Here is a 5,137-nt window from a genome sequence, read left to right as displayed (position 1 = left end):
TATTTGGTGTCATTGCTAAACACGATACACGAATAATTCCTCCTTAGCTCAGTTGGTAGAGCGACGGACTGTTAATCCGCAGGTCACTGGTTCGAGTCCAGTAGGAGGAGCCATTTTTAAAAAGCCGCATCTTTTGATGCGGCTTTTTGGCATCTGCCCTACGCTCATTTCATTTTCTCTGTTTCTCTGTTTCTCTGTTTCTCTGTTTCTCTGTTTCTCTGTTTCTCTGTTTCTCTGTTTCTCTGTTTCTCTGTTTCTCTGTTTCTCTGTTTCTCTGTTTCTCTGTTTCTAGCATCGCAAAATATTAAGCCCAATCTCTAAAAAATACTTATTTTACGCTAAAAATTTAATCCTCATCATAATTTCAATACGCATTAGTATGCGCGAATATTCATCTTCACTAAGATGCCCGAGTTATTACATTTCTTCTTTTAGCTATGCCTTGCATAGTGATGACACTTTATTTGTGAGCCAAATATGAAACTAAAAACTCAAGCCTATTTATTATCTGCGATCATATTGCTAGCACTCCTAGCACTGACCGCAACGGGCTTATGGACACTTCGCGTCGCAAGTAACCTTGATAACAAAGCTCGGGTTACTGAGCTATTCAAAAGTGCGTACAGCATTCTTACCGAAGTAGAAAAAATGGCTATCGAAGGCAAAATGCCAGAGGACGAAGCGAAATCATTAGCCACTCGCCTACTTCGTAATAATATCTACAAAGACAACGAATACGTTTATGTCGCAGATGAGAACATGATTTTTGTTGCAGCTCCGCTTGACCCTCAATTACATGGCACAAGCTTTCACGACTTTCGTGATGGAGATGGCAACAGCGTCGGCCAACTTATCTTAGATGTTTTGGGGCGCAAAACAGGTCAAATCGTCGAATATACCTGGAGTCAAAAGCAGGCCGACGGAAGCATTGAAGAAAAACACTCTATTGCCGAGAAAACACCACATTGGGGCTGGGTTGTAGGTACAGGGATCGGCTTTAATGAGGTGAATGCTCGCTTCTGGGCTACCGCTCAATGGCAGCTTGTACTGTGTTTAGTTATCGCGGGGAGTATTCTCGGTGGCCTGATAATCTCGATTCGCAAGATGCTCAATCTACTTGGTGGAGAGCCAAACGATGTGCGCAAAGCCGTTCAAGCTGTCGCACAAGGCGACATTCAGACCAGTTTTGATGCAGCGGCGCCGAGAGGAAGTATCTATCGTGCGGTGCAAGATATGAGTCAATCGCTAGCCACCATGGTGACAAACCTTGAGAAATCCATGCACGCACTGCGCGCTGAGTTATCTGCCGTAGAATCTCGCTCAAATACGATTGCCGATCTCACCGTATCCCAGCAGCAGTCAACAGCAATGATTGCCACTGCGATGACTGAAATGGCATCTTCAGCCAACCATGTTGCCAACTCGGCAAGTGATACAGCAAACAACACAGACGAAGCCGATAAACAAAGTCAGCATACTCAGAAGTTGATTCACAGTACTGTTGAAAACATTCAAGGTTTGGCTTCTCAATTAAATACTGCAAGTAAAGCGGTCGCCGATCTAGATCAGGATGTAAATAATATTGTAAAAGTGCTCGATGTAATTGGCGATATTGCAGAGCAAACAAACTTACTCGCACTCAATGCTGCCATTGAAGCAGCACGTGCCGGAGAGCAAGGCCGAGGCTTTGCCGTTGTTGCCGACGAGGTGCGTAACCTGGCAGGCCGAACACAAGATAGCACTAAAGAGATTCAGCATATGATCTCCAACCTGCAAGAAGGTTCCCGTAACGCTATTCACACAATGGAAGTGTGTGCAGAAACCAGTGAGGGCACAGTAACAGAGTCTAAGAATGCCTCTGAAGCTCTGCAGCAAATTGTAACGGCGTTAGAATCTATCACCGCAATGAGTCAGCAGATCGCGACCGCAGCAGCCGAACAAACTCAGGTTAGCGATGATATTGCGCTGCGCATAAATCTTATCGAGGAAAGCGGAAGCCAGCTCAACTCTGTGGTAACGGAGAGCCAATCAAGCACTCAAAGTTTAGCTTCGCTGGCAGATGAGCTAGAAGGTTGGGTAAACAAGTTCTCTGTAAAGCACTAGGTTAAAGTCAATTATTTAGTATAAAGCACGTTTTCAAGCGTGCTTTTTTTGTTTTTATCCATTTACTCTACTTTCAAACTCCTATCTCTCCATTAAAGAAAGCTTAGTTGATGGTGGATTTGTATCAAAAATGCATAAAAACAGCCCACTCCGAGCACATTTTCATCAAACGATATTTTATTTTAATTTTATGGTTGACCTAAGAGCCGAAAAACCGTTTAATACACCTCGTCGCCCGGATAGCTCAGTCGGTAGAGCAGAGGATTGAAAATCCTCGTGTCGGTGGTTCGATTCCGCCTCCGGGCACCACAATTTATTAATTGTTGGTGCTTAGCACGAACAATAGTTAAAGAATATAGTGTGCCGACTTAGCTCAGTAGGTAGAGCAACTGACTTGTAATCAGTAGGTCACCAGTTCGATTCCGGTAGTCGGCACCATTTATTCTTTTAAAAAGACAATTCCTCCTTAGCTCAGTTGGTAGAGCGACGGACTGTTAATCCGCAGGTCACTGGTTCGAGTCCAGTAGGAGGAGCCATTCTTCAGTTAATAAGTTGATTACTTATTAATGAAAATGTGCCGACTTAGCTCAGTAGGTAGAGCAACTGACTTGTAATCAGTAGGTCACCAGTTCGATTCCGGTAGTCGGCACCACTTATTAAAATTTGTTCCTCCTTAGCTCAGTTGGTAGAGCGACGGACTGTTAATCCGCAGGTCACTGGTTCGAGTCCAGTAGGAGGAGCCATATTAGAAAAAGCCGTATCTCTTGATACGGCTTTTTTGCATTGGTTTAAAGTCAAACTCTTTTCTACTCATGTTACTCAGGAAAGAAAATCAGAGTTTAGATTATTACCTTGAAGGCAATCGCTTAACTTAGAGTGGAATATCTGCTCACCAACAACTCTGCTTTCTATCGATAGTCCCACCATAAGCAATGTTCACCAAGAAATAATAATCATAGTGATTGGCACACATCTCTCAGATCAAAAAAAAGCCAGGTAAAACCCAGCTTTTTGCTTAAATCAACCAACTCAGCTTAAACCACCGAGGCAAATATACTTTGTCTCCAAATATTCATCGAGCCCTTGTTTCGCACCTTCTCGGCCAACTCCTGACTCTTTCACTCCACCAAACGGGGCCACCTCAGTAGAAATAATCCCCTCATTGACACCAACCATGCCGTATTCCAGGCCTTCGCTGAAAGCAACAATACGCTTGAATTTATTCGTGTAGAAGTAACAAGCCAAACCATACTCTGTGTCATTCGCCATTCCGAGAACTTGTTCATCATTCTCAAAGGTAATAATAGGTAACACAGGCCCGAATAGCTCTTGCTGAACAATCGACATATGCTGCTTGACGCTATCCAAAAGAACGGGCTCCATAAAGCGCCCAGGGCGTCTCTGTGGAGAGTTGGCAATAGAAGCTCCTTCTTGTACGGCTTGATCGATCACTGCCTCTAGGCGATGTTTAGAAGCCATCGTAATAACCGGACCTAATGTGACACCTTTCTCTAAACCATTACCAAGCTGTAATTTGTTTAACTTCGACAATACTTTTTCAATAAAAGCTTGTTTTACATCTTCATGGACATACAGCCGATTGGTACAAACACATGTTTGCCCTGCATTACGGAACTTCGAAGCGACAAGCCCTTCCGCAGCCGCATCTAAATCTGCATCTTCAAATACAATAAAAGGTGCATTACCACCTAACTCCATCGAAACCGCTTTGACAGAGTCACTGGCTTGTTTCATCAAAATCTTCCCGACTCGCGTAGAGCCCGTAAAAGAAACTTTCTTAATCCTAGGATCAGTACTTAGTACTTGGCCAAACTCAGCTGCCTGCTCTGATACCACCACAGGAAGCAGTTCTTTTGGGATTCCTGCCTGATAAGCTAATTCAACAACAGCAATTGCAGTAAGAGGAGTAAGCTCAGAGGGCTTGATCAACATGCCACAGCCTGCCGCCAGGGCTGGTGCTGCTTTTCTTGTAATCATCGCAATAGGGAAGTTCCACGGCGTAATTGCAGCGCATACCCCTACAGGCTGGCGAATAGCAGACAGACGTCGATCTGTCGTGGGGGCAGGTATAACTTCGCCATAAGCACGTTTGGCTTCTTCTGAGAACCACTCGACAAAAGAGGCACCATACATCACCTCTCCTTTACTTTCAGTTAATGGTTTTCCCTGCTCTAAGGTAATAATTGTGGCAATGTCTTCTGCATTATCAAGGAGTAATTGATACCACTTTTTCAAGCGACGAGAGCGCTCTTTGGCACTTAACTTTGCCCAGCGAATTTGCTCGGTTTTACACTTACCAATAATGTCATCTAATTCCTCAAGAGCACTGGGCTTTAATCGAACTAACTCTTGCTCAGTTGCAGGGTTGATGACCACAATTCCCTCTTCGGAAGACCATTGTTTAAATACGGATTTCAAGGTTTCATTTTTTATTTGTTGCATCATCAAACTTACTCCTACGAGAACTCCTCTTAGGTTAATCTTTACTAGCAAGATCAGCAAAGAAAACAAAGTTTTCTAAAAGACATGAATGTTCGAATGACTTTATTCTCTTAACAGTCTAGACGCTCATTCTCTTCCAATGACTAAATCAGACTAGCGGTAACAAACTCCAGCAATCCATTCTCCTAGGGACTATCCAGAACACTAGAACGATGAATATGTGCGAAGTAGCAGTAGAAAACCCTTGCTAGAGAAAAGCGTTAACGAAATACGCAGTGACAGAGTGCAGACGACGAGCTAGCTTATGCGGATTCATCAGTCTCCAGCATTTACTATAAGGTTCGAATCTGTAGAGATATGGGCAAGATTACATTCAACTAGAATTGTGCAATTCGGTTGTGGGTAAAGCTGGCACTACAGATACCAAAAATCTTAGTCTTTCAAGTGAAGCTTAATATAAGTGGCAGCGGTTCTGGGCTACTGACAGGCCTTTCCGCGGGACTCATTCGATTAAAGGAAAAAGTATACTCATATTAACGAAAAAGCCCCAGTCGAAAGACTGGGGCTTAAT

The 5,137-nt window shown here is 43.6% G+C and carries 2 protein-coding genes and 6 tRNA genes; 7 read left to right on the top strand and 1 reads right to left on the bottom strand.

Translation table 11 applies throughout. The features are described from left to right. The first annotated feature begins 37 nt into the window (after positions 1-37). The 7 genes from EX191_RS22660 (at position 38) to EX191_RS22630 (ending at position 2,846) form a co-directional block, all read left to right on the top strand. Positions 38-113: transfer RNA gene (locus EX191_RS22660), tRNA-Asn, on the top strand. A 364-nt stretch (positions 114-477) separates the two neighbouring features. Beyond that, positions 478-2,103 carry a methyl-accepting chemotaxis protein gene (locus EX191_RS22655; RefSeq protein ID WP_139059379.1) on the top strand — a complete coding sequence of 542 codons (1,626 nt, stop codon included), beginning with the start codon at positions 478-480 and terminating at the stop codon, positions 2,101-2,103. A gap of 233 nt (positions 2,104-2,336) precedes the next feature. Next, positions 2,337-2,412, top strand: a tRNA-Phe gene (locus tag EX191_RS22650). Between the two features lie 53 nt (positions 2,413-2,465). Next, a tRNA-Thr gene (locus EX191_RS22645) sits at positions 2,466-2,541 on the top strand. A 22-nt stretch (positions 2,542-2,563) separates the two neighbouring features. Beyond that, positions 2,564-2,639 (top strand) — tRNA-Asn (locus EX191_RS22640). 40 nt (positions 2,640-2,679) lie between these two features. Then, positions 2,680-2,755: transfer RNA gene (locus EX191_RS22635), tRNA-Thr, on the top strand. 15 nt (positions 2,756-2,770) lie between these two features. Next, positions 2,771-2,846: transfer RNA gene (locus tag EX191_RS22630), tRNA-Asn, on the top strand. Between the two features lie 286 nt (positions 2,847-3,132). Here the strand turns inward: EX191_RS22630 and EX191_RS22625 are convergent. Next, positions 3,133-4,569 (bottom strand): NAD-dependent succinate-semialdehyde dehydrogenase, encoded by a 1,437-nt coding sequence (locus tag EX191_RS22625; protein WP_193448548.1) that lies wholly within the window; start codon positions 4,567-4,569, stop codon positions 3,133-3,135. Positions 4,570-5,137: the final 568 nt, after the last annotated feature.

Origin of the sequence: Vibrio chemaguriensis (assembly GCF_012275705.1) — a bacterium.
Taxonomy (GTDB): Bacteria; Pseudomonadota; Gammaproteobacteria; order Enterobacterales; family Vibrionaceae; genus Vibrio; species Vibrio diabolicus.
Note: the sequence above shows the minus strand (reverse complement) of the source record. Positions and strands in the feature narration are given on the sequence as shown.

Coding starts and splice junctions, on each gene's coding strand:
- EX191_RS22655 (WP_139059379.1), top strand. CDS start 478: ATGAAACTAAAAACTCAAGCCTATTTATTATCTGCGATCATATTGCTA.
- EX191_RS22625 (WP_193448548.1), bottom strand. CDS start 4,569: ATGATGCAACAAATAAAAAATGAAACCTTGAAATCCGTATTTAAACAA.